The sequence below is a fragment of the Haloarcula argentinensis DSM 12282 genome (assembly GCA_000336895.1).
In the GTDB taxonomy this organism is placed as follows: Archaea; Halobacteriota; Halobacteria; order Halobacteriales; family Haloarculaceae; genus Haloarcula; species Haloarcula argentinensis.
On the sequence record AOLX01000014.1, the window covers coordinates 348,875 to 371,290 of the forward strand.

The window sequence follows — 22,416 nt, forward strand, 5'->3', positions numbered from 1 at the left end:
GTCCTGTGGCCCCAGCCCGAATGAACTAAGTGGGCAACACCGAAAGCGTCGTACATGAGTTCCAAGGCGTCCAAAAGCGACATGGGGATGGGCCTGGCCCTGCTGTTCGGGCTCGTCTCGGTCGGCGCGGCCCTGTTCACAGCAACCAACAGCTACAACTACGCGATTCTGCACGCACAGGAGCTTGAGACGGGGAACCTGCTCGTGACCTCCGGCGGCGCGTTCGGGCTCGCGATGCTGGCCGCGGCCGTGGCTATCGTGGCGATTCACGCCTACGACGCCTGATATCGGTATCAGCCGCGAGACTGCGAAGGGAACCGTTAAAAACGCAGAGACCGTATCTCTTGTATGGCCGATTACAGCGAGGAAGACCGACGCATTCTCGAATATCTCCGGGACAGCGTCTCGCGTGGGGAGAGCTACTTCCGCGCGAAGAACATCGCTGAGCAGCTCGGCCTCTCGTCGAAGCAGGTGGGCGCGCGACTCCCGCGCCTAGCTGAGGAGGCCGACGAAGTCGAGATCGAGAAGTGGGGGCGGGCACGGTCGACGACGTGGCGCGTCACACCGACTGGATAGTCGCCGCTGGGTTTTGCACACTGTGACAATCGGTGGATTCATCGGCCAGTAGTCCTCAGTACCTTCCATGACTGTCCGGGTCGAACGAACGATGACTGTGCCGGCCACACCGGAACGTGTCTGGGAATTCATCACCGACCCGGATAAACGGGCCCGGCCGATTAGCGTCGTTACAGACTGGGATGTCATCGACGACACACACGCGAACTGGTCGATCGAGCTCCCGATTCCGGTGGTCAGCCAGACGATGGCGGTGAAAACCGAGGACGTCGAGCAGCGTCGCCCGGAGTACGCCCGCTTCATCGGTCGCTCGAAGGTGATGACCGTCCAAGGCGAACACGAACTCGAAGAGACAGCCGACGGCGGGACGAAACTGACGAACCGGTTCATCGTCGACGGCAAGCTGCCCGGCGTCGAGCGATTCTTCAAGCGGAACCTCGACGACGAGATGCAGAACCTCGAACAGGCACTGCGGGACGACCTCGAAGTCGAAGCATGAGGCTCACGCTTGCCCAGATCGACGTGTCGTCGGACTCGGTGGCCGAGAACGTCGGCCGTGCAACGACCGCCATCAGAGACGCGGCCGCGGACGGCGCGGACCTCGTCGTACTCCCGGAGCTGTTCAACGTCGGCTATTTCTCGTTCGACCGATACGCCCGTGACGCAGAGGGGCTGGACGGCGAGACGCTCAGCCAGATTCGCAGCGTCGCAACAGACAACGACGTGGCGGTGCTGGCCGGGAGCGTCGTTGAGGATCTATCGACGAGCGCCGACAGTGGGTTCGACGTGCCCGCAGATGAGGGGCTGGCGAACACCGCTGTGTTCTTCGACCGCGACGGGGAGCGCCGGGCGGTGTACCGCAAGCACCACCTGTTCGGCTACGACTCTGCGGAATCCCAGTTACTGGAGCCGGGTGAGACGGTTCCGACTGTCGACTTCGAGGAATTCACCATCGGAGTCACCACCTGCTATGACCTCCGGTTCCCGGAGCTGTACCGCCACCTCGTCGACGAAGGCGTGACGCTGACGCTCGTGCCCAGCGCGTGGCCGTATCCGCGCATCGAGCACTGGAAACTGTTCGGCCGCGCTCGCGCCGTCGAGAACCAGCTGTACGTCGCCGCGGCGAACGGTGTGGGGGAGTTCGAAGACGCGGAACTGCTGGGACGGTCGACGGTGTACGACCCATGGGGAACAACGCTCGCCAGCGCCGACGACCACCCCGCGCTGGTGACCGCCACCCTCGACCCGGCTCGTGTCGAGCAGGTGCGCGAGGAGTTCCCGGCGCTTGCTGACCGCCGGACGGACTGGCCGTAACTGCAGTCGCTGTTTGACAAAAAGCGGTTTTTGAGCGTTCGCTGTCGTTATGCTCCTCTCAGAACGAATCCATGCCGTATGGCTTCGCGAGTCAGGGTCCTCGCTGTCGTCGCGCTCCTCCTCCTTGCCGGCTGTGCCGGGTTGGGTGGGAGCGGCGACGCGAGCGAGGCACAGGGCGGCGGTGACGGCGCACAGATGTCCAGCGGCGGCGACGGATCAAGTCAGCCTGTCGCGGCGGATTCCGGGGCGAGTGCTGGCGATGACGGAAACATTCAGGCCGGCGACGCGGCGGCCGACCGGGCCATCATTCGGAACGGACGGATGGTGGTCGAGGTGGAGAACTACTCCACGACAGCCGACGCAATCGCCGCCCGCGCTCGCACGTCCGGCGGGTACGTGAGCGACTCCAACCGCGAACTCCACCGAAATGACGGCGAGACGTGGTACACCGGGTACATCGTCGTCAGAGTGCCAAGCGAGGAGTACGAACCGACGCAGTCGATGGTGGCCGAACAGGGAACGGTCCGCTCCGAGGAGACGACGACGAAAGACGTAACCGACAAGCTGGTCGACCTCGAAGCGCGATTGACCAACCTCCGGGAGCGCCGCGACCGATTGCGAACCTTCTACGAACAGGCCAACAGCACGGAGGAGCTGCTCCGCATCGAGGAAGATCTGTCGTCGGTCCAGAGCGATATCGAACGCCTCGAAGCACAGAAGCGCTCGCTCGAACAGCGGGTCGCCTATTCGACGCTCCGCGTCGAGATTCACGAGCCAGCACCCGAGCCGTCGGCGCAGCAAGTGCCGTACCACGAGCGGTCGCTGGTCGCTGCGTTTCTCTCGTCAGTCACCGACGTGTACGTGTTCACCCGGAGCCTGCTGGTGACTGCCGCGAGCCTCGCGCCGTGGCTCGTCGTCCTCGCCGTCCCAGTCGTCGGCGGCCGTCGACTCCTCCGCAGTCGGTCGCTCCCGCTGCTGGGCCGACGTGGCGGGTCGAAATCGGCCACAGAAGACGGCGACGGCGGCGGTGACGCCCCACAGCAGGAACCCACTGGCGAACCGACTGGTGAGTCGCCCGACGACGACGCGTAGCCGGAACCCGACAACCGGGCCTTTTTTGCGTGTGCATTTGCTACAAGTATCTGCCGGCAAGGCGCTTTTCACGTCGATGCCGGCGCTAACGCCCGTCTCGCTGCTCGGCCACTCGGCGTCGCTCGTCCGCCAAGGCTGTCCGGACAGCCTTTTCACTCCTCTCCCGGAGTCGACCCTTTCGCCTCTCCTCGCCTTTCCGACGGAATCGCACGGAGAAGTATCTCAGCAATAGGAACTGGCAAGCACGGTTCGACTGGGCCACGCCGCCCGGAGTATTATCGGGCCCGTTCCCGCTCCAGCGCTTTGCTGAAGTGCTCGGGTGTGATCTCCACTTCGTCGGCGTTTTCGGTGGCTTCCTCGGGTCCATAGGCGGACGCCATCTCCCGGATGGCCAGCATCGACGCTTCGCGGACGACGGCCTCCAGCTCTGCGCCCGAGAAGCCATCTGTTTCCTCGGCAAGGTCCCCGATATCGGTGTCAGCAGCGAGTGGCTTTCCGGCGGTGTGGACGGAGAGAATTTCCTCGCGTGCTTCACGGTCAGGGTTCGGGACCTCGACGTGCTGTTCGAGGCGGCCGGGTCGCAGCAGCGCGTCGTCGATCATGTCCCGGCGGTTGGTCGCGGCTAGCACGACCAGATTGGGGTTCTCGGTGATGCCGTCCAGTTCGGCGAGCAACTGGGAGACGACGCGCTCGGTGACTTCGTTGCCTTGGCCGCGGTGGCTGGCGATGGCATCGATCTCGTCGAGGAAGATGATGCTCGGCGCGGTCTGTCGGGCGCGCTCGAACAGTTCCCGGACCGCTTCTTCGCTCTCGCCGACGTAGCGGTCCATGATTTCAGGGCCGGCGACGTGGATGAAGTTCACGTCGCTCTCGCCGGCGACGGCCCGAGCAAGCAGCGTCTTCCCCGTCCCCGGCGGGCCATACAGCAGGATGCCGCTCGGTGGGTCGGTGTTCGTCGCGGTGAACAGTTCTCCGTACGACAGCGGCCACTCGATGGTCTCGGTCAGCGTCTGCTTGACCTCGGACAGCCCACCCACGTCGTCGAAGGTCGCCGTCGGCGATTCGGCGACGTACTCCCGCATCGCGCTTGGGTCGACAGTGGCGAGTGCGGTCTCGAAGTTGTCCTGGTGGACATCGCCGCCGTCGCGGTCTGCTCGGAGCGCAGCCATCGCGGCCTCGGTGGTCAGCGACGCGAGGTCAGCCCCGACGAAGCCATGGGTCTGGGCAGCGATGCGGTCCAGATCCACGTCATCGTGTAGCGGCATGTCCCGCGTGTGGACGTCCATAATCTCGCGCCGGCCGTGCTCGCCGGGGACGCCGATCTCGATTTCGCGGTCGAAACGGCCACCGCGGCGCAGTGCCGGGTCGATGGCGTCGACGCGGTTCGTCGCGCCGATGACGACGACCCGGCCCCGGTCTTCGAGGCCGTCCATCAGCGTGAGCAACTGGGCGACAACCCGGTTCTCCATGTCGGCGTCCTCGTCCCGAGATCCGGCAATGGAGTCGATCTCGTCGACGAAGAGGATAGCCGGCGCGTTCGCTTCTGCCTTCTCGAAAGCCTCCCGTAGTCGCTCCTCGCTTTCGCCTTTGTACTTGGATACGATCTCGGGACCGGAGATGGTGTCGAAATAGGCGTCGACTTCGTTGGCGACGGCACGAGCGATGAGGGTCTTTCCCGTCCCGGGTGGACCGTGGAGCAACACACCACTCGGTGGGTCGATACCCAGACGGCGGAACTCCTCGGGCTCCGACAGCGGCATCTCAATCATCTCCCGGATACGGTCCAGTTCCTCGTCAAGGCCGCCGATGTCTTCGTAGCTCACTCCGGACTCAGTCTCGGCGGTCGGTGTGTGCGCCGTTGTCGCCTCCTCGGACGACGACTGGCTTGCATCGCTGCCACCGTCGAGGCCGGGCAGCACAGTTACTGCTGTCGTGCCGGTGACTCGTACCGGTCCCGAGGGAGAGGTCTTGCGAACGAGGAACGTGCCTAGCCCTTCGATGTAGGTCCGCTCGTCGGCCTGGATTATCTGGTCGACAAGACGTTTCCTCACCAGACTGTCGTAGTCTTCGCTTTCTGGCATCGGTTCGACCGGCTGGACGGCGATTTCGATGGCCTCTGAGACCGACCCGCTTGTCACCGTGACCGTGTCGCCGATGTTGACGCCGGCGTTCGCCCGGGTGTCCGAATCGATGCGGACGAATGAGCCGTCATCGTCAGCCGGCCAGACCTTCACCACAGTCATACCATCCCCGTCAATGATGACGGGCGACCCGCTCAACACGCCCAACTCGTTCCGTGCGGACTCCGGTAGCCGTGCGATACCGCGCCCGGCGTCGCGCTTGTTCGCCCCCTCGACGGTGAGTTCGATACCGGCGTCAGTGGACCCGCTCATGCCGCCTTCTTGCAATCCGACTCCCTTGAGGGTTCTCGTTGTGTTGCGGGAAAATAATATACGGACGGCAATTCGAGTCTCTGATATGGTTGTCCAGACCGAGCGAGACGAGGTCACGTGGTACAAGTGCGAGACCTGTGGCCTGATGTTCGACGACCAGAGCGACGCGCGCCAGCACGAGGAGAACTGTGACGACGAAGACCCGTCCTACATCCAGTAACGGTTCTCACCCCACACAGTCGCACCTGCCCCACCGCAGGGCTCACCCCTCGACGATTTCGTAGCTCCGTTCGCCGAGTTCGTCCTCCTCGAAGACGAACACCCGGCCGTTCGTCACGCCGTAGTCCACCTCGACTTCCGTCCGCATCTGATTATCCCGGACCGTGACCCCCGGGAACAGTTCGTCCTCCTCACCGTCGTCGAGAATGACCCGTCCGACGCCTGTTTCTTCGAGAATGTCGTCGTGTGTCCGGAGGTCGTTGACATACACAAGGATGCCCGACGTCTCCGTCTCGTCGGTAATTAGGACGTGCGTGTCTTTGCCCGGCGCAGTCTGGATACTCCCTTCGACCGTCGTTGGGACGCCGTGGTAGAACGCTTGACGGCCGTCGAGGTACTCCACGACGACGCCGTCCTCGGTCAACTCGACCGAGACGGTGTCCGGTGCGATGTCCGACCGGTTGCTCATACCAACTGTTCCGGCGGCGCGCTCAAAAGTGACGCGTTGTCCGTTTCGGCCCGTAGTCGCCCGGCGACCCATGTCTGGAACGGGTGCGAAAGGGACTAGTGACTCGCCTGTCTCCGTCTCACCATGACGAAGACCCTCGTCGTCGGACTCGACGGTGCGAGCTGGGAACTGCTCGACCCGTGGATCGAGGCCGGCGAGCTCCCGAACTTGGCCGCGCTGCGGGACACCGGCACCTGGGCGGGGACGCGGAGTTGTCTGCCGCCTGTGACCTTCCCGAACTGGAAGTGCTACTCCTCGGGCAAGGACCCCGGTGGGTTCGGTGTCTTCTGGTTCGAGAACATCGACCTCGCTGCGGGCGAAATCAACGTGATGAACGGCAGCGACTACGACACCGCCGAACTGTGGGACTACCTCAACGACGAGGGACAGTCGGCCGGCGTCGTCAACATGCCGACGATGTACCCGCCGCGGGACATCGACGACCTCGTCGTCGCCGGCGGTCCGGACGCCGTCGAGGGGGAGTACAGATCGATCAGCTCCGGGTACACCTCGCCGCCGGAACTGGCCGAGGAACTCGAATCGCGGTTCGACTACAGCGTCCACCCGGAGCCGCTACTGTCCTCGAATGACGAACGCGGCGCTGAGGTCGAGGCTATTCTGGACCTGCTAGAGAAGCGCTTCGAGGTGGCGACGACGCTCATGGACGAGCGGGACCTCGATTTCGTCCACGTCACGCTGTTCTATCTCAATGTCCTCCATCACTTCTTCTGGGACGACGAACCAAGCCTGCGCGCGTGGCAGCTGGTCGACGACTGGGTCGGCCGGCTTGACGACCGCGAGGGCCTGAATCTCGTCCTGATGTCCGACCACGGCTGTGACGCGACTCAGACGGAGTTCTACATCAACGAGTGGCTGGCCGAGAACGGCTACCAAGTTCGGGATACGAGCGTCGACGCGCTCCTCACCCGAATCGGGCTCGACCGGGAGAATCTGCTTGCGGTCGCAAAACGCGCTGGACTGGTGGACACGCTCGCCCGCGTCGTCCCGGAATCGATCCAGCAACTCGTCCCGCAACGCGACGGCGTCAAACGAGATCGCAAGCTCGAAGCCATCGACTTGGAGCAGACGAAAGTCGTCGCCAGCGGACAGGGACCGGTGTACATCAACCCTCGATTCGACGTGGAATCGGTTCGTGAGTCGCTGATGGCCGACCTGCGCGAGGTGGAAGACGAGCACGGGCCGCTGTTCACTGACGTGTACAGCGGCGAAGACGTGTACAACGGCCCCTACGTCGATGCGGGCCCTGACGTGGTCGTCGACCAGCGCCCGGGCGTCCACGTCAACGACGGCATCGGCGGCGGGACCATCCAGAGCGGCCCGGACCGTTGGGCGGCCGAGAACACACCCTACGGTATCTTCGCCGCCAGCGGCCCGGATTTCGAGCCACAGGGCGAACTCGACCGTATCAGCATTCTCGACATCGCGCCGACGGTGCTGGCCGCCCACGGCTGTGCTGTCCCGACTGATATGCGCGGCAAGGTGCTCCCGGTATTCCCCGATGACCCTGATGTCGGCGAACGCGACCCACTCAGTATCGATGATGCACTCGGGAGCGACGATGGCGACGCCGTCGAAGACCGCCTGAAGCAGCTGGGATACATGGAGTAGTCCCGTCTGTGAGTTCGACCGGCGTTCAAATGAGCGAACCCAATGGGATAAGTAGCCGCTCCCGATACACACCGGTATGGTTAGCATCGATCTGAACAACAGCCAGCGAACGATGCTTACGACGCTGGTAAACAGGTATCAACAGACCGGTGAGGCAGTTACCGGCGAGACAATCGCAGAGGAGATCGACCGGAACCCCGGAACGGTACGGAACCAGATGCAGAGTCTGACCTCGCTGGGACTCGTCGAGGGTATTCCCGGACCGACTGGTGGGTACAAGCCGACGTCCGAGGCGTTCGACGCAATCGACCGCCAGCAGATCGACGAGGCCGAGAGCGTCGTCGTCGCCCACGACTACGAGCGGGTCGACGTCACCGTCGAGGAAATCAATTTCACGAACGTCCACGACCCGGAGAAGTGCCGCGCCCGGTTCCACCTCCAGAGCTCGGTTCAGGACTTCAGCGAGAGTCAGGCGGTCATTCTCGGACCGACGCCGATCTCGAAGCTCGTCGTCGCCGGGACGGTCGTCGCGGTCGACGAATCGAACAGCGAAATCCTCCTCGACGTCGCGAAGATCGAAGCGCCTGTGGAAGAACCGGAGAAATAAGCGTTCCGCGGGACCGCGTAGCGTGCTGTAGCGGTTTCAGGGGTCGACGCGGTCGATCCACAGCGTCGGTGTCTCTATCTCGTCTTCGGTGGGCAGCGTGTCCGGTGAGTCCCAGACGCGCCCCGCCGCAGCGACGCCGCGGGCATCGGCGACTGTGTCGAAGAAGGCCTTCCCGCGTTCGTACTGCTGGCGTTTCATCCCGAGGCCGAGCAGCCGTCGCATGAGCGATGCGATGGGGCCACGTCCCTGCCGGCGCTCGTCGACTTTCCGCCGCAGGTCGTCGTACTCGTCGTCGAAGGCACGGTCCATCAGCAGTTCCGCGTACCCCTCGACGGCAGTCATCGTCGTATCGAGTTCGCCAAGCGTCGCCCGGTCGATGTTGCCGTCGGTGAGGTTGTCGATGGCATCCTCCATCGCCGTTTCGAGGTGGTCAGACAGCCACGGGGCCGCGCCGAACTCAGCTGCGTGCGTGACCTCGTGGAACGCGATCCAGCGGCGGAAGCGGTCCCGCTCGACGTTCAGCTGGCTGGCGACCCGGTTGATGTTGGGGCGCACGAAGTACAGCGCGTGGGCGTCGTTGTCCGCGAGCAGGACGGGGTCGTACTGGCCCAGGACGTTGTTCCCCAGAAACGAGAGTGCAACGGCCATCGATCCGGTGTTGACCACGCGGGCAATACCGGGGATGTACTCGGCCTGTTGTTCGATCGGCTCCATCACGCGACTGAACGTGGCGACGTTGGCATCGATCCAGTGGTGGCGGTTCTGGATCTCGACGGTTTCGGGCAGGTCAAAGGCGAGTTCGCCGACCTCCCGGACGCGGTCTCTGGCGTCCCGAACGTCGGTCGCATAGCCGTCGCGTTCGGGCGTCCCGACGGTGAGGTCGCCCGTGTCCGTGGCGCCCTTCGCGGCGTCGGCGACGGCACTCCAGTCGATAGGGCCGTCGCCGGTCGCGCCGGCGACAGCCTGAACGCTGTGGTATATTCCCATACGTCTGAAATGTGGCGGGAGAAAATAGGCCTTCTCCCTGTGAAAATGACTCCCCGCGTTCGGTTCGAGAGCGGGACCTATCCGCTACAGGTCGACGTCGCTGTCAGCAGCGTCTTCTGNGTAGAACGAGCGCAACAACTGCGACGACACCGAGTACCGCAAGCGCGAGGCGACCGATACTGGGGCCACTGCCGTCTTCCGTATCTGTTTCGTTGCTCGATCCGTCCGCCCGCGACCACCGTGATTTGCTGTCTGATTCGTCGTCATCGTCGCCAGCGCTGAACGGAGCGTTCGCAGTGAACTCCGCACCGTCGAGATGTACTTCGAGGAAGGTGAATTCTGCCATAGTGACAGTTCGACGCCGCGACTCTTAGCCGTGGCGGTACCATGACCACGCTGAGATGTCCTAGACCGTATGCCGTCCGTTGTTTTCATCACCACGGGGCAATTATCTCGTGTATGGACACACGACGACGAGAGTTCCTTGAATCGCTGCTGACAACGCCCGGCCCGTCTGGATACGAGGCTGACAGCCAGCGCGTGTGGCTCGACTACGTCAGCGAGTTCGCCGACGAGGTCCGAACGGACGACTACGGGAACGCTGTCGCAAAGGTCGAGGGCGGCAACACGATCGTTGCGCTCGCGGGCCACGGCGACGAAATCGGGTTCATCGTTCGGGACTTCACGGACGACGGCTTCGTCAAACTGGGCCGCATCGGCGGCTCTGACAAGACCGTCTCGCGCGGGCAACACGTCACCATTCACACGGCTGACGGTCCCGTCTCGGGCGTCGTGGGACAGACCGCGATTCACCTCCGGGATTCGGACGACGATTCAGTCCCCGAAATCTCCGAACAGTACGTCGACGTGGGTGCAGCGGACGGCGACGAGGTGGAATCACTCGTCGACCGCGGCGACCCAGTGACGTTCGTCCAGACGCTGAGTGAACTGGAGAACGGCCGCCTTGCCGCACGGGGGATGGACAACCGTATCGGTATCTGGGCGGCCGCCGAGGGCCTCCGCCGCGCGGCAGAATCAGACCCCGACGCGACGGTGTACGCTGTCTCGACAGTGCAGGAGGAAGTCGGCGTACAGGGGGCGAAGATGGTCGGGTTCGACCTCGCGCCGGACGTGGCCATCGCGGCGGACGTGACGCACGCGACGGACGCACCGGGTTCGCCCGGCAAGGCCGCGACGGGTGTGGATCTCGGCGAGGGACCGGTCGTCGCCCGCGGGAGCGCGAACCATCCGGTCGCCGTCGACGCTCTTCGAGAGACGAGCGAGGCCGAGGACATCGACATCCAGTTGCAGGCGGCGGGCACTCGAACCGGGACCGATGCGGACGCATTCTACACCTCACGTGGTGGGATTCCGTCGGTCAACGTCGGGCTGCCGAACCGCTACATGCACACGCCGGTCGAGGTCATCGATCCCGACGACCTCGACGCGCTTGCAGACCTGCTAGCTGGCTTCGCCGTCCGAGCGGCCGATCGAGCGCCGTTTAGCGTCGACGTGTAAGACAGCGGAACGGTCTCGCGGGCCATCAGACAAACGGTACGTTTAAGCGGCCATCACTATCCAAACCGTACATGAGTGGACGACCGCTAGATGTACTCGAAGCGTCCCTCGGTGAGACAGTCACCGTACAGCTGAAGGGTGGCGAACTGTTTGAGGGTGAGCTCACCGGCTATGACCAACACATGAACCTCGTCGTCGAGGATGAAGACACAACGATTATACGCGGCGATAACGTCGTCTCAATTACTCCATGACTGGCGCAGGAACTCCGAGTCAGGGCAAGAAAAACACCACGACGCACACGAAGTGTCGACGGTGTGGTGAAAAGTCGTATCACACAAAAAAGAAGGTCTGCTCGTCGTGCGGTTTCGGCAAGTCGGCCAAGCGGCGTGACTACGAGTGGCAGTCGAAAGCGGGCGAATAACTCACTCAACACAAATGCACGAGAAGTGCGGCGTTGTTGGCATCTCTTTGGAGGACCGTGACGCCGCCCGACCGCTTTACTACTCCTTGTACGCGCTCCAGCACCGCGGCCAGGAATCGGCCGGTATCGTCACCCACGACGGGTTCCAGCAGTACAGCCACGTCGAGATGGGACTCGTCGGTGACGCATTCGACCCCGGCGATCTGGAGGCGCTCAACGGCTCGAACGGTATCGGTCACGTTCGATACCCGACTGCCGGGAGCGTCAACGCCTGCTGTGCCCAGCCGTTCTCCGTCTCGTTCAAGTCGGGGTCGCTGGGCCTGTCCCACAACGGGAATCTCGTCAACGCCGACGAGATCGGCGACGAACTGGCCGACCTCGGCCACGCCTTCACGTCCGACGGCGACACCGAGGTCATCGCCCACGACCTCGCGCGTAATCTCCTCGAGGAGGATCTGGTTCGGGCTGTCAAGCGAACGATGAACCGCATCCACGGGTCGTACTCGCTGACCATCATGCACGACGAGACGGTCCTCGGCGTGCGCGACCCGCAGGGGAACCGACCGCTGTGTATCGGCGAACTCGAGGACGGCTACGTCCTTGCTTCCGAATCAGCAGCTATCGACACGCTCGACGGCGAACTGATCCGGGACGTCAAGCCCGGCGAACTCGTCGTCTTGCACGCCGACGGCACCGGCTACGACACCTATCAGCTCGTCGAACCCGAGAACACGGCCCATTGCTTCTTCGAACACGTCTACTTCGCGCGACCGGACTCGACCATCGACGAAAACCTCGTCTACGAGGTCCGACGCGAACTGGGCCGGAAACTCTGGGAGGAATCCGGCGTCGACTCGGACGTGGTGTTGCCGGTGCCCGACTCAGGGCGCGCGTTCGCCTCCGGATACGCCGAGGCCGCACAGGACGACGGCTCGGATATCGAGTTCGCCGAGGGGCTGATGAAAAACCGGTACGTCGGCCGCACCTTTATTATGCCGACGCAGGACGAACGCGAACGGGCCGTCCGACTGAAACTCAACCCGATTAAGTCGACCATCGAGGGCAAAAGCGTCACCATCATCGACGACTCTATCGTCCGCGGGACCACTTCGACGCAACTGATCAAGTTGCTGAAAGACGCCGGTGCCGAGGAAGTCCACGTCCGCATCGGCGCGCCGCCAATCGTCGCCCCGTGTTACATGGGTATCGACATGGCCTCCCGCGATGAACTCATCGCCGGGAACCAGTCCGTCGACGAGATCCGCGAGGAAATCGAGGCGGACTCGCTGTCGTACCTCTCTATCGACGCCATCGCGGAGACGCTGGAGACGAGCCGGACTGACCTCTGTCTCGGCTGTGTCACCGGCGAGTATCCCTACGATATCGAGGGCGAGGCGACGGATCGGGACGTTGCCCGCCCGGATATCGGGACGCAGTCGAGCCCGGCCGACGACTAGCGTCGTCGGCGCTACACAGCACTACATTTTTGCCCAGTCCGAGCGAGGAGTCGCCAATGCCAGGGCCGTCCTTCCTTGCAACCGACCGAACCGCCCTCCGGTCCCCGGAACGAGACGACCGTGACTGGATACAGCGCGTCTTTCACGACGAGAAGGTCTGGGGGCTGGGGACGTACGCCCGCCCGCCGACCGGCGACCAGATGGAGACTTACTACGAAGAGACGCTTTCCGATGAGGACTCGGTCCATCTGCTGGTCTGTGTCGACCCGACCGGGAGTCCGGGCCCAGTCGAGGACCGAACCGAGCCGGTCGGACTCGTCGCCATGACGGACCACGACCCGGAGCGGGGCACAGCCGAACTGGCCTACTGGCTCGATCCAGACGCCTGGGGGCAGGGATACGCCACCGAGGCGGCGAGCAGGCTGGTCCAGTATGGCTTCGACCAGCGGGCGCTCCGGAAATGGTCGGCAAAGATTGTGGGCGGAAACGACCGCTCCGTCGCGGTGGTCGAACGCCTGGGATTCAAGAAAGAAGGCACCCACCGGGCGGAGTGGCATCTCGACGGCGCGTGGCGAGACATGTTGTGGTTCGGCCTGCTACGAACAGAGCGCGAGTAAGCTTACCAGACCAGATACAGCATCGCGTACACGACGATTCCCATCGAGAAGGAGATCAGCCACAGGCTTGCGGCTAGTTTCCCAGCACGCGGGTGGTTCGTCGACGACAGTTCCGAGGCGGGGTACGTGTAAGCCAGCAGCAAGACGTAGTACACCGCCGGGATGGCGATGATGGCAAGCAGGATGTGGACGGCGAGGAAGGGCAGGTAGAAGTAGGTCTCGACGACTGATGGCCCGGTGAAGTCCGTCGGCCCTGCAAGTGTTATCCGGTAGAGGTACAGTACGAGAAACAGAGCGAACAGTCCGAACGAGGAGAGCATCAGCGTCCGGTGTCGGGCGACGTCGCCGCGGCGGATCGCTCGGATACCGCCGACGATTGTGCCGATAGCGAGGGCGCTGACCACAGCGTTGGCGTGGGGGATCGCCCCGAGAACGCTCGCGGGTGCAGCGGGGAGAGCCGATCGGGGAATCGCCCCGAGAACGGCTCCGAAAACGAGCGCGAGCGACACGACCGTCAACAGGCCAGTGAGTGCTGGCACGCGATACCGAGCCTGAAGATCCATACCACAACTCCGGTCTGGATGCAAAATACGGTTTCGAGTCACGTACGGCGAGGCGGGGTCGCTACGTGGTTTTCGCTGCCGGCCGCTCGACGTCAGTGACGTTCAGCCGGACCCGCTCCGTTGATTCGTTGGAGATGGCGATTTCCCACCCGTGGCCCTGTGCGATTTCCCGGATCACAGCGAGGTGGAGCCCGACCCCCTCGTCACTGGAGGCGTAATAGAGTTCAAACGGCCCTTTGTTCCCCGCCTCCAGCGGGACACCGTCGTATTCGAGGGCGAATCCGTCAGCCGTGTCGGTGACCGTTATTTTGCCGGTGTCACCCTGCTCCATGGCGAGCCGGAAGAAGTTCTCCGCAAGCTGACACAGCCGGTTGCCATCGGCCAGTATCGTCTCGGTACAGTCGATTTCGATGGTCGACCCACCGGTGTCGACCGTCGTCCAGGCGTCCGCCATCACGTCGGAGAGCGTGACTGGTTCGACGGTGTACTGTCTGCCGCCCTGTCGAGCGATTTCCATGAGATCGTCGATGAGAAACGACATCCGGGTGTGGCTGCGCTGGATGGCGTCGAACTCCTCGGCGGCGTGTTCAGTGGCTAGCAGTTCGACCCGTCCCATCGCTGCCTGAAGCGGGTTCCGGAGTTCGTGTGAGATGATCTGTGCGAGTTCACGGAGCCGCTCTTTCTGTCGTTCCAGTTCGGTCGTCCGCTGCTGGAGCGCGTCTTTCGTCTGGCTCGCGTCGATAGCCAGCGCGATATTGTGGCCGACCTCTCTGAACGTATCCTGTTCTTCCGTGTCGAAGACATCGACACGGTCGGCGTACACTCCGAGGACGCCGTACGACGCCCCATCGTACACCAGCGGGACAGCGAGAACTCGGGAACAGTCCGTCTCCAGTGCGTCTGTGTCATCTGCGACCGTTGCTGGGTCGATGTCTGCAACGACCAGTCGGTCCTCCGACTCGGCCCGGCGCAACGGTTCCGGTGCAGTGATGGAGACGTGGTCACGCTGTGACCCCAGCGCTCGAACGACCGGTCTGTCGTGCTGACAGGTCACCGTACAGGCCTCGCTGTATCTGGCCGTGCCCGCCAGAACCGCCGTGATATCGCGTTCGATATCCATCCGTGACTGTGAGCGGACGAGGGCCTGATTGACCAGCCGGACGGCCTCGTTGAGCTGTTTTCGCTTGTTCGCCCGTTGGCGGGCGGGGCTGGACGCGACGGCGGCGTCGACCTGTGCCAGCAGTCGCTGGTGGGCGTCGTTCACGGTACTCGGAACGTAGCCGAACACGTCGCGGCTGTACGCTTCGCGGGCGATGTCGCCGTTTGTCACCTCGGCGAAAAGGACGACCGGGAGCTCGGGATGGCTCTCCCGCAGTCGTTCGATAACCGTCAGCCCACCGAGATACTGCGTCCTGTCCAGATTCTCCACTTCGCAGTTCGTGACGACGCAGTCCGCGTCGTAATCGCCGAGCGTACGCTCCAAATCACGAACCCCGTCGAACTCGTGAACGGTGAGACCACTGTCCCGGAGCATCGAAATCGCGGCCCTGTCCTGACTTGGACTGCGGACAAACAGGACGGTGGGCTGTGACTTCATCACCCTTCCGAGGAGATACATACATAAAGAAGTTACACCCTAACTATCGTCACTGATGACATTTCCCGCCACAGCGACGCTCTCTCCGAATTCAGGGGACGATTTATACACGTGGCACCGAATTCTCTGCTGATGGCACAATCGGGACTGCAAACCCATCGGACCCAGTCGGCAGTCATCGATGCGATGCACTCACTTATCGACAGTGCCGGGGAGAGTCTCACGATCGCGGTCCCAAAATCGGCCCTCCATGAGTTTGTGCCGCAGCTCGGCGCAGCTATCGAGCGGGATGTGCTGGTGTTGTTACTGGTCCATGGCGACGAGGCAGCACCAGCACCCGCATACGAGGAGATCGCCACGGCGGTGCGGACAATCGAGAGCGGCATTACCCCACTGCTCGTGACCGCTGATATGCAGCGCGGACTCACGGGGCATTCCGGACTGCTGACTAATTCGATGGCAGACTATCAGGCGACCGAATTCGATAACGAAAACCTCGCACACGATGAGTTCACGATGTTCCTCGGGAGCCACTGGCTGATGGGAGCGGAATGCTACATCGCCGACGTCTGTGTGTTCCCCCGGACGTTTTCCGCGTTCCAGTTCGCGGTGCTTGCGGCGGCGCTGGCGCTGCGCGAGGGAACGGCGATCACCGCTCGCGCCCGGGTACTCTCGACGGCGGACCGCACTGAGACGACGATATCAGGACCGGTAATAAACGCCCGGCAGAGTATCGTCTATCCCGCATCGAGTAAGAACCCGGCCGAACGGTCGCTCACCATCAAAACCGATTCCGGACCGGTCACCGTCGGCGGGTCAGGTGCGACGAGAGAAGTCTACGAGTGTCGCGAAATCACGCTGGACAGGGCTGCTGAGCAATAACGAAGCGGGAAACGTGCCGACAGTGCAGAAAAATCAGCAGTAGTGTGCTAACCGTCGCTACTGGAAGGTTCGGCTGGCCGTGCTCTCCTCGGTGACGCCGGGTTCAGCCCGGTCGAAGCGCTGTTCGATCTCGTCGTAGCGCTCGCGGGTCTCCTCGGTGACGCTGGGGCCGACTTCTTCGAGCGCGTGCTCAAAGTGGTCCATCGTCACGCGGACGTTGCTGACACTGTCGCCGATCTCCTCGGGGTCCACGCTGTTGATGAACTCCCGGGTCGCGGCCATCGACGCCTCGCGGGCGACCGCTTCGATGTCTGCGCCGACGTAGCCGTCCGTTCGGCTGGCCAGTTGGTCGAGGTCGACGCCGTCGGCCAGCGGCTTGTCGCGAGTGTGAACCTGGAAGATAGCGCGCCGGGCTTCCTCGTCCGGGACGGGCACGTGGACGTGCCTGTCGAGTCGGCCGGGGCGCAGGAGCGCGTCGTCGATGAGGTCCGGCCGGTTCGTGGTCGCGACGACGACGACGTTTTCCATGTCCTCGATGCCGTCTAGCTCTGTCAGGAGCTGGGAGACGACGCGCTCGCCGACGCCGGAGTCGGTCGTGCCGCCGCCACGTTCGCCGGCGATAGAGTCGATCTCGTCGAAGAACACCACGGTCGGGGCGTTCTCGCGGGCCTTGCTGAACACTTCGCGGACGCCCTTCTCGGACTCACCGACGAACTTGTTCAGGAGTTCCGGCCCCTTCACGGAGATGAAGTTGGACTGGGCCTCGTTGGCGACGGCTTTCGCCAGGAGCGTCTTCCCGGTGCCGGGCGGGCCGTACATCAGCACGCCCTTTGCGGCTTCCAGATCCATCGACTCGAACACGTCCTCATACTCAAGCGGCCACTGGATGGTCTCCCGGAGCCGCTCCTTGGTGCCTTCGAGGCCACCGACGGAGTCCCAGGTAACGTCCGGGACTTCGACGAAGACCTCCCGGAGCGCGGAGGGTTCGATGCCCTTCATTGCCTCGCGGAAGTCCGTATCGCTGATCTCCAGCCGTTCCAGTACCTCGGCGTCGATCTCATCGGATTCGAGGTCGAGTTCGGGGCGGATACGTCGGAGTGCGTTCATCGCACTCTCTTTCGTGAGGGAGGCGAGGTCAGCGCCGACGAAACCGTGGGTGTTCTCGGCGTAGTTCTCGATGTTGATCTCCTCGGAGAGGGGCATCCCGCGGGTGTGGACCTGCAGGATCTCCTTGCGACCCTCCTTGTCCGGGACACCGATCTCGATCTCGCGGTCGAAGCGGCCACCACGGCGCAGCGCCGGGTCGATGGCGTCGACGCGGTTCGTCGCCCCGATGACGATGACCTGCCCGCGCTCTTCGAGCCCGTCCATCAAGCTGAGTAGCTGGGCGACGACGCGGCGTTCCACATCGCCCTGGGTCTCGCCGCGCTTCGGGGCGATAGAGTCGATCTCGTCAATGAAGACGATAGCGGGGGAGTTCTCCGAGGCCTCGTCGAAGATCTCGCGGAGTTGCTCCTCGCTCTCGCCGTAGTACTTCGACATGATCTCCGGGCCGGAGATAGTGGTGAAGTAGGCGTCGATCTCGTTGGCGACAGCCTTGGCCATCAGCGTCTTCCCGGTGCCAGGCGGGCCGTGCAGGAGGACGCCCTTCGGCGGCTCGATACCGAGCTGCTGGAACAGTTCGGGGTGGCGCATCGGCAGCTCGATCATCTCACGGACCTGTTCGAGCTCGCGGTCGAGGCCGCCGATGTCCTCGTAGGTCACGTCAGGCGTGTCGCGGGCTTCGGGTGCGCCCTCGCCGCTGTGGACCTGCTCGGCGGGCATCTCGCTGACCTGTATGTCTGTGGAGTCGGTCACGACGACCGTCCCAGAGGGCTCGGTTTCGGCGATCTTCAGCGGGATCTTCTGGCCGGACATCGAGGAGAGCGGTCCGAGGCCGAAGCTCACCGGAACGGTCTGGCCCTGTGTGACGGCTTGACCGCTGAGGTTGTTGCGAATCATCGGGCCGACGTTGCCCCGAACCCGGAGGTTTTGGGGCAGCGCGACGGTGACCGAGGTCGCGGGGTTGACATCGGCCTTTTCGATGTTGACCTGGTCGTCGATACCGACGTTGGCCTCCTGACGAAGCTGCCCGTCAATGCGAACGATACCCTTCCCCTCGTCCTCGGGGTAGCCGGGCCAGACGCGGGCGACTGCGCGGCTGTCCTGTTTGCCTTCGAGAACGATGTAGTCGCCGTTCTCGAGTTCGAGTTCGTCCATCGCGGCGCGGTCGATAGCCGCGAGGCCACGGCCGGCGTCTTTCTGTTTGAGTGGTTTGACAGTAAGTCTCATCAGTTATCTCCCTCGTCCTCTGACAGTTCGATAGTGAGAACCCCGTGATTGATAAACGCTCGTGCGTCACCGGCAGGGATCTCTTGTTCGTGTTGATGGCCGTCAGCGACGACGATGACGGTCCCATCGACCACATCGACACTCGCATCGGCAGCGGGTCCCACGTCCGCCGCGAGCACGACGCTGTCGTCGTACTCGAATCGGCGGAGGGGCGTCTCGTCGAACAACTGCTGTTCTGAAGTCATGCTAACTCAAAGTAAGCGTGATAGATATATAAACCTATCGCCAAAATACGCCGTACGGCGGGAAAATTTTGGGAGTTGCTTGAATGCGGTTCACACCTGTCCTGGGCGCGCCAATCTTTTATCCACACCGCTTCCGAACGGTGTCGCATGAACTGGGTCGAGCACGACGGGCGAGTCACGGCGTACAGAGAGACGCAGTCTGCTGCAGCGGGACCGACGGCGCTGTATGTTCACGGTAGCGGCGCGACACACCGCGTGTGGGGTCGACAGTACGCACCCTCCGGACCGACTCATCCCGCTGTCGCGCTGGACCTGTCCGGGCACGGTGACTCCGACGACATCGACACCGAGGCCGGGATCACGACACTCGACGCCTACGCGGACGACGTGGTCGCTGTGGGACGGGAAACAGAGGCGGACGTGCTGGTCGGTAATTCGCTGGGTGGGGCCGTCGCCCAGTGGGTGGCGCTGGAGCGGGACTGGACGCCCGCGGCGATAGTGTTGCTGGGGACCGGCCCCGGACTCCCGGTGTTCGAAGGGCTACAGGAGTGGCTCACGACTGACTGGGACCGCGCTGTCGAGTTTCTGCACGAACGGGACCGCCTGTTCCACGACACGGACCACGAGGCCGCGTCCCGGTCTCACGAGCAGATGGCGGCAGTCGGGCAGACAGTGACCCGCCGCGATTTCATGACCTGTCACGGATTCGACGTGCGCGACCGGCTCGGCGAGATTGACGTCCCCGTGTTGGCCGTCTGTGGCGAGCACGACAAGCTGACCCCCCGTGCGTATCACGAAACACTGGCCCACGAGATCCCCGACGGCGAGGTGTCGTTCGTCCCCGACGCCGCACACCTCGCGATGGTCGAACAGGCCGAGGCGTTCAACGACAGCTTGCAGGAGTTCATTGAGGACACAGTCTGAGCAGAGCGCGACTGGCGAGGGCTACTCGCCGGGGTAGATCCACGGTCCGAGCGTGAAAAACAGCAGGGCGATAGCGAGCATCGCTCGCGGCCCGGCCCGGAAGAACGCCGTCGGCGCAACGACGGCAACTGCCTGCACGACACCCATCGGGATGGCATGTTTCGGCCCCGGCTTCGGATAGTCGAAGGGCGCGATCATCGCAAGCGAGAGACCGATCGCACCGACACTCAGAACAAGCGGGTTCGTGATGCCGCTCAGATACGCCGTCGCGATGATAATGCTTCCGAGCGTGTTCGGCATGCCCGGCCGTTCGTCAGGTGCGTCGAAATACGTCGAGTAGAACGCCGTCCTGACGATGGAACACACGACGTACGCAGAGGCGAGCAGGGCAAGGCCGACGAACACGGCCGGATGTGCGGCCTCGATACCGCCGTAGGCGTCCGTCAACAGCACGTAGAGAAAGAGGCTTGGTGTCGCACCGAACGAAACCACGTCAGTCACGGAATCCAACAGCGGGCCGACCGCCGAGCTGTCACCGTTCCGGGCAACGATCCCGTCGATTGCATCGGCGATGACCGCCAGTAGAATGAGGCGAGCGGCCAGATGGGGGTCAGTGAAGGCGATGGCTCCGGCGACGAACCCGACGACGGCGTTGAACAACGTCACCGTGTCGGCAACACTGAGTCGTCGGCGTACCTCGAAGCCCATGGTTTCCCGGTGTGCCAGGTCGTATATGAAGGACTCGAAAGCGAACGCTCCGCAGTGCCGACCGGCGGTCCATCACTCGTTGGGGAGGTCGTGGCCGATGCAGAGGCGAGCAGCGGTGGCAAGCGACCCGACGACGAGGATGACCAGCTCCCAACCGCTCCGGGCGATGGGGAACACGCGGTCGACGGTTTCGGGTTCCGGCTGTCCCGGATTGGGGTCGATGCCAGTACTCATCTGCACCTCGCTTGAGTTACCCATCGACTGCGTGGTCGACCCGCCGCTCGCGCCGCTCGTACCGGTACCACCAGGCGTCTGAGTGCGCGGCTCGGGCAGTTCGACGAACGTCTGGACGATGCCGCGCTGGCTCGACAGCTCTAGGTGGCCGCTGAGCTGATAGAACTGGTCGTACAGCGGCCAGAAGAGGTTCGCACCGCCCGTAATCAGGTCTAGCAGTACGTGACCCACCGCGTACACCACGACGCAGAACCAGCTGACACGAACACCGTAGGCCCCCCAGCGGCCCCTGATATACGATTCGTCACGCACGTACAGATCGACTCCAATGAGGAGCGCCAGCACTGCCGGGATGACGAGATTCGTCGTCGCAGCCCGGTGGCCGGCCTGCCAGTAGAGGCCGAGGAACGCGTCTACATCAGGGAACGTGACGACGAGTATCGACAGGAGCAGCGACCGCTTATCGAATGCAGCACCCAGCAGCGTTGCAGCAAGTAACCCAACAAAAGCGTAGTGAACCACCAGCGAAGGCATATAGATATCAACACGACCACAGAAATGAGCGTTGTGGTGGGCTCTATCAGAATCAGAAACTACCCCACCTGATTAATATGGCCACAGTAAATACATTGTCAGTGGGGAATCGGTGGGGTGGAACGGCACCCACTATCATTTCTGTAGACCGGTTCGACACGTCGCGTCAAAACAGCAAAAACGAGAACTGCTCAGTCTGCCGTGATTTCTTGTTGTGTCGTGGCCATCTCAGTCTTCATTGGGGCGACGAGCCTGTAGACCCCGTACAGGGCCAGGACCAAGAGGCCGGCCAAGACCAGCCCGGTCCGGAGCGTCGGATCGATCATCGGCGTCGCGATGATCTCGCCTGCGTCGTTCGTCAGCGGTGCCGCGCTGTAGGGCTTCCCCGCCAGTATCTCCACGATGCCGAGGACGACGACGCCCAGCAGCATCAGTCCGCCGCTGAGTGCCATCGCCGCTTTGTCGATGACGGTGGTGTGTTGTTGCATTGGTGGTCACCTCGTTAACCGAGCAGGTACCTGAGTTTCGGGTGTCGTTTGACCAGTTTGGTCTTCTCGATGATCGCATCGAGGCCGTAGTAGCGACCGGTGGCCAGCACGATCATCGTCACGAACAGTAGTATGCCCATGAAGTCGCTGTTGACCAGCCCGTGGCCGAACTCCGCGTTGCCGATCCAGAACAGGGACATGAAGAAGACCCCGAACACGGAGGCGAGTCGGACCAGTGCGCCGACCATCAGCCCGAGCCCGATGAGCGTCTCGCCCAGCGGGACCATCGCCTGAATGACCCAGCCCAGGTATTCGCCCATCAGCACGGGGATCGGACCGAGTGCCGTGCCAGTCATCTGCTTGAGGTAGGTCGGCCCGTACGTGTAGGCCAGCCCGTTCTCGATGAGCTTCGTTACGCCTGCGTGGAAGAACCACCAGCCGGTTACGACACGCAGGAACGCCAGCCAGTACGCGGTCCAAGCCCCGCCGAGCTCGAGCTCGAAGTCGTCTGCCAGGGGGTTCGCCGCTTGATAGGACATCTGTGTCACCTCACATGTGAAGTTCCGCAC

General features: G+C 63.3%; 26 protein-coding genes. 15 read left to right on the top strand and 11 right to left on the bottom strand.

All coding sequences use genetic code 11. The annotated features are described in order from the left end of the window. Positions 1-54 precede the first annotated feature (54 nt). The 5 genes from C443_RS05320 (at position 55) to C443_RS05340 (ending at position 2,982) form a co-directional block, all read left to right on the top strand. Positions 55-285 (top strand): DUF7525 family protein, encoded by a 231-nt coding sequence (locus C443_RS05320; protein ID WP_229727241.1) that lies wholly within the window; start codon positions 55-57, stop codon positions 283-285. 63 nt (positions 286-348) lie between these two features. Continuing rightward, entirely contained in the window at positions 349-576 is a 228-nt protein-coding gene (locus C443_RS05325) for a DUF7123 family protein (protein ID WP_004592831.1), read from the top strand. A 67-nt stretch (positions 577-643) separates the two neighbouring features. After that, a complete protein-coding gene (locus tag C443_RS05330; protein ID WP_005534484.1) occupies positions 644-1,075 on the top strand; it encodes an SRPBCC family protein in 432 nt (143 codons plus the stop codon). Continuing rightward, positions 1,072-1,890, top strand: a complete 819-nt coding sequence (locus C443_RS05335) for a carbon-nitrogen family hydrolase (RefSeq protein WP_005534485.1) — start codon at positions 1,072-1,074, stop codon at positions 1,888-1,890. Before C443_RS05330 ends, C443_RS05335 begins: the two co-directional genes overlap by 4 nt. A gap of 78 nt (positions 1,891-1,968) precedes the next feature. Next, complete coding sequence (locus C443_RS05340) at positions 1,969-2,982, top strand: DUF4349 domain-containing protein (RefSeq protein WP_005534487.1); 1,014 nt, start codon at positions 1,969-1,971, stop codon at positions 2,980-2,982. Between the two features lie 275 nt (positions 2,983-3,257). On the opposite strand, the gene C443_RS05345 is transcribed toward C443_RS05340, so the two are convergent. Then, positions 3,258-5,375, bottom strand: a complete 2,118-nt coding sequence (locus tag C443_RS05345; RefSeq protein ID WP_005534488.1) for an AAA family ATPase — start codon at positions 5,373-5,375, stop codon at positions 3,258-3,260. A gap of 85 nt (positions 5,376-5,460) precedes the next feature. Between C443_RS05345 and C443_RS22090 the strand changes: the two genes are divergently transcribed. Next, complete coding sequence (locus C443_RS22090; protein ID WP_004517924.1) at positions 5,461-5,595, top strand: DUF7128 family protein; 135 nt, start codon at positions 5,461-5,463, stop codon at positions 5,593-5,595. A gap of 42 nt (positions 5,596-5,637) precedes the next feature. Here C443_RS22090 and C443_RS05355 read toward each other — a convergent pair whose 3' ends face one another. After that, a complete protein-coding gene (locus tag C443_RS05355) occupies positions 5,638-6,063 on the bottom strand; it encodes a DUF5796 family protein (RefSeq protein ID WP_005534490.1) in 426 nt (141 codons plus the stop codon). Between the two features lie 123 nt (positions 6,064-6,186). Between C443_RS05355 and C443_RS05360 the strand changes: the two genes are divergently transcribed. Together C443_RS05360 and C443_RS05365 are read left to right on the top strand one after the other, a co-directional pair. After that, positions 6,187-7,731, top strand: coding sequence for an alkaline phosphatase family protein (locus C443_RS05360; protein WP_005534493.1), 1,545 nt, complete (start codon positions 6,187-6,189; stop codon positions 7,729-7,731). 76 nt (positions 7,732-7,807) lie between these two features. Next, on the top strand, positions 7,808-8,338 hold the full coding sequence (locus C443_RS05365) for an Rrf2 family transcriptional regulator (RefSeq protein ID WP_005534495.1): 531 nt from the start codon (positions 7,808-7,810) through the stop codon (positions 8,336-8,338). Between the two features lie 36 nt (positions 8,339-8,374). Here C443_RS05365 and C443_RS05370 read toward each other — a convergent pair whose 3' ends face one another. Further along, complete coding sequence (locus C443_RS05370) at positions 8,375-9,325, bottom strand: zinc-dependent metalloprotease (RefSeq protein WP_005534496.1); 951 nt, start codon at positions 9,323-9,325, stop codon at positions 8,375-8,377. A 459-nt stretch (positions 9,326-9,784) separates the two neighbouring features. On the opposite strand from C443_RS05370, the gene C443_RS05380 reads away from it, so the two are divergent. The 5 genes from C443_RS05380 (at position 9,785) to C443_RS05395 (ending at position 13,341) form a co-directional block, all read left to right on the top strand. Further along, the gene (locus C443_RS05380) at positions 9,785-10,843 is read left to right on the top strand and encodes a M20/M25/M40 family metallo-hydrolase (protein WP_005534498.1); all 1,059 of its coding nucleotides are present in this window, start codon (positions 9,785-9,787) and stop codon (positions 10,841-10,843) included. Positions 10,844-10,914: 71 nt separating this feature from the next. Continuing rightward, complete coding sequence (locus tag C443_RS05385) at positions 10,915-11,097, top strand: LSM domain-containing protein (protein ID WP_004517917.1); 183 nt, start codon at positions 10,915-10,917, stop codon at positions 11,095-11,097. Beyond that, positions 11,094-11,267, top strand: a complete 174-nt coding sequence (locus tag C443_RS20755; RefSeq protein ID WP_004517916.1) for a 50S ribosomal protein L37e — start codon at positions 11,094-11,096, stop codon at positions 11,265-11,267. Before C443_RS05385 ends, C443_RS20755 begins: the two co-directional genes overlap by 4 nt. Positions 11,268-11,281: 14 nt before the next feature. Then, a complete protein-coding gene (purF, locus tag C443_RS05390; RefSeq protein WP_005534501.1) occupies positions 11,282-12,724 on the top strand; it encodes an amidophosphoribosyltransferase in 1,443 nt (480 codons plus the stop codon). Between the two features lie 56 nt (positions 12,725-12,780). Further along, the gene (locus tag C443_RS05395) at positions 12,781-13,341 is read left to right on the top strand and encodes a GNAT family N-acetyltransferase (protein WP_005534502.1); all 561 of its coding nucleotides are present in this window, start codon (positions 12,781-12,783) and stop codon (positions 13,339-13,341) included. 2 nt (positions 13,342-13,343) lie between these two features. Here the strand turns inward: C443_RS05395 and C443_RS05400 are convergent, their stop codons facing one another. Continuing rightward, entirely contained in the window at positions 13,344-13,904 is a 561-nt protein-coding gene (locus C443_RS05400; RefSeq protein WP_005534504.1) for a DUF420 domain-containing protein, read from the bottom strand. A gap of 61 nt (positions 13,905-13,965) precedes the next feature. Next, positions 13,966-15,501, bottom strand: coding sequence for a hybrid sensor histidine kinase/response regulator (locus C443_RS05405; protein ID WP_049943915.1), 1,536 nt, complete (start codon positions 15,499-15,501; stop codon positions 13,966-13,968). 129 nt (positions 15,502-15,630) lie between these two features. Between C443_RS05405 and C443_RS05410 the strand changes: the two genes are divergently transcribed. After that, positions 15,631-16,383, top strand: a complete 753-nt coding sequence (locus C443_RS05410; protein WP_049943939.1) for a TrmB family transcriptional regulator sugar-binding domain-containing protein — start codon at positions 15,631-15,633, stop codon at positions 16,381-16,383. A gap of 57 nt (positions 16,384-16,440) precedes the next feature. On the opposite strand, the gene C443_RS05415 is transcribed toward C443_RS05410, so the two are convergent. Together C443_RS05415 and C443_RS05420 are read right to left on the bottom strand one after the other, a co-directional pair. Continuing rightward, positions 16,441-18,714: a CDC48 family AAA ATPase gene (locus tag C443_RS05415; protein ID WP_005534509.1), complete on the bottom strand. Its 2,274-nt coding sequence runs from the start codon at positions 18,712-18,714 to the stop codon at positions 16,441-16,443. Further along, on the bottom strand, positions 18,714-18,959 hold the full coding sequence (locus C443_RS05420) for a DUF7127 family protein (protein ID WP_005534511.1): 246 nt from the start codon (positions 18,957-18,959) through the stop codon (positions 18,714-18,716). The genes C443_RS05415 and C443_RS05420 overlap by 1 nt, the downstream gene beginning before the upstream one ends. A gap of 147 nt (positions 18,960-19,106) precedes the next feature. Between C443_RS05420 and C443_RS05425 the strand changes: the two genes are divergently transcribed. Continuing rightward, a complete protein-coding gene (locus C443_RS05425; RefSeq protein ID WP_005534513.1) occupies positions 19,107-19,883 on the top strand; it encodes an alpha/beta fold hydrolase in 777 nt (258 codons plus the stop codon). Between the two features lie 21 nt (positions 19,884-19,904). Here C443_RS05425 and C443_RS05430 read toward each other — a convergent pair whose 3' ends face one another. The 4 genes from C443_RS05430 to C443_RS05445 all read right to left on the bottom strand — a co-directional run bounded on the left by C443_RS05430 (position 19,905) and on the right by C443_RS05445 (position 22,386). Then, a complete protein-coding gene (locus C443_RS05430; protein WP_005534514.1) occupies positions 19,905-20,591 on the bottom strand; it encodes a protein sorting system archaetidylserine synthase in 687 nt (228 codons plus the stop codon). Positions 20,592-20,663: 72 nt separating this feature from the next. Then, entirely contained in the window at positions 20,664-21,359 is a 696-nt protein-coding gene (locus C443_RS05435) for a metal-dependent hydrolase (RefSeq protein WP_005534516.1), read from the bottom strand. Between the two features lie 191 nt (positions 21,360-21,550). Continuing rightward, a complete protein-coding gene (locus tag C443_RS05440) occupies positions 21,551-21,847 on the bottom strand; it encodes a hypothetical protein (RefSeq protein ID WP_005534517.1) in 297 nt (98 codons plus the stop codon). Positions 21,848-21,861: 14 nt separating this feature from the next. Beyond that, the gene (locus tag C443_RS05445; RefSeq protein ID WP_005534519.1) at positions 21,862-22,386 is read right to left on the bottom strand and encodes a DoxX family membrane protein; all 525 of its coding nucleotides are present in this window, start codon (positions 22,384-22,386) and stop codon (positions 21,862-21,864) included. Between the last annotated feature and the right edge of the window lie 30 nt (positions 22,387-22,416).